1 protein-coding gene is annotated in these 275 nt (G+C 53.8%); it reads right to left on the reverse strand.

The genetic code is table 11. The features are described from left to right. A partial coding sequence (locus GHO32_RS27345; RefSeq protein WP_153443145.1) for a hypothetical protein occupies nt 1-275 on the reverse strand: 275 nt, incomplete at both ends.

The raw sequence follows: 275 nt of genomic DNA on the forward strand, positions 1-275 counted from the left end.
GTTTAGGTAGCATGGGTAGGTTCCAGATCCATTGAGAGGAAGGAGGGAGGAGAGCCACAGATGGGAATCGCCTTGGTTGGTGACTCGAGCGAATAGGGCAAGATCGCGGGATCGGCCTGTTGCTTCGCCTTCCTGGGACTCAATCATGTCATAGAACCCATAATAGCTTCCGTGAATTTGTCGGGGTTGATCATCGGAGCTGTCCTCGTGAACGACGTTGGCTGATACGCGACAAACGACGGAGGTTGTTTCGGTCCAGTTGGCGAGTCTAGGTG

It is taken from the genome of Pseudomonas sp. FSL R10-2189, from assembly GCF_009600325.1.
Taxonomy (GTDB): domain Bacteria; phylum Pseudomonadota; class Gammaproteobacteria; order Pseudomonadales; family Pseudomonadaceae; genus Aquipseudomonas; species Aquipseudomonas helleri.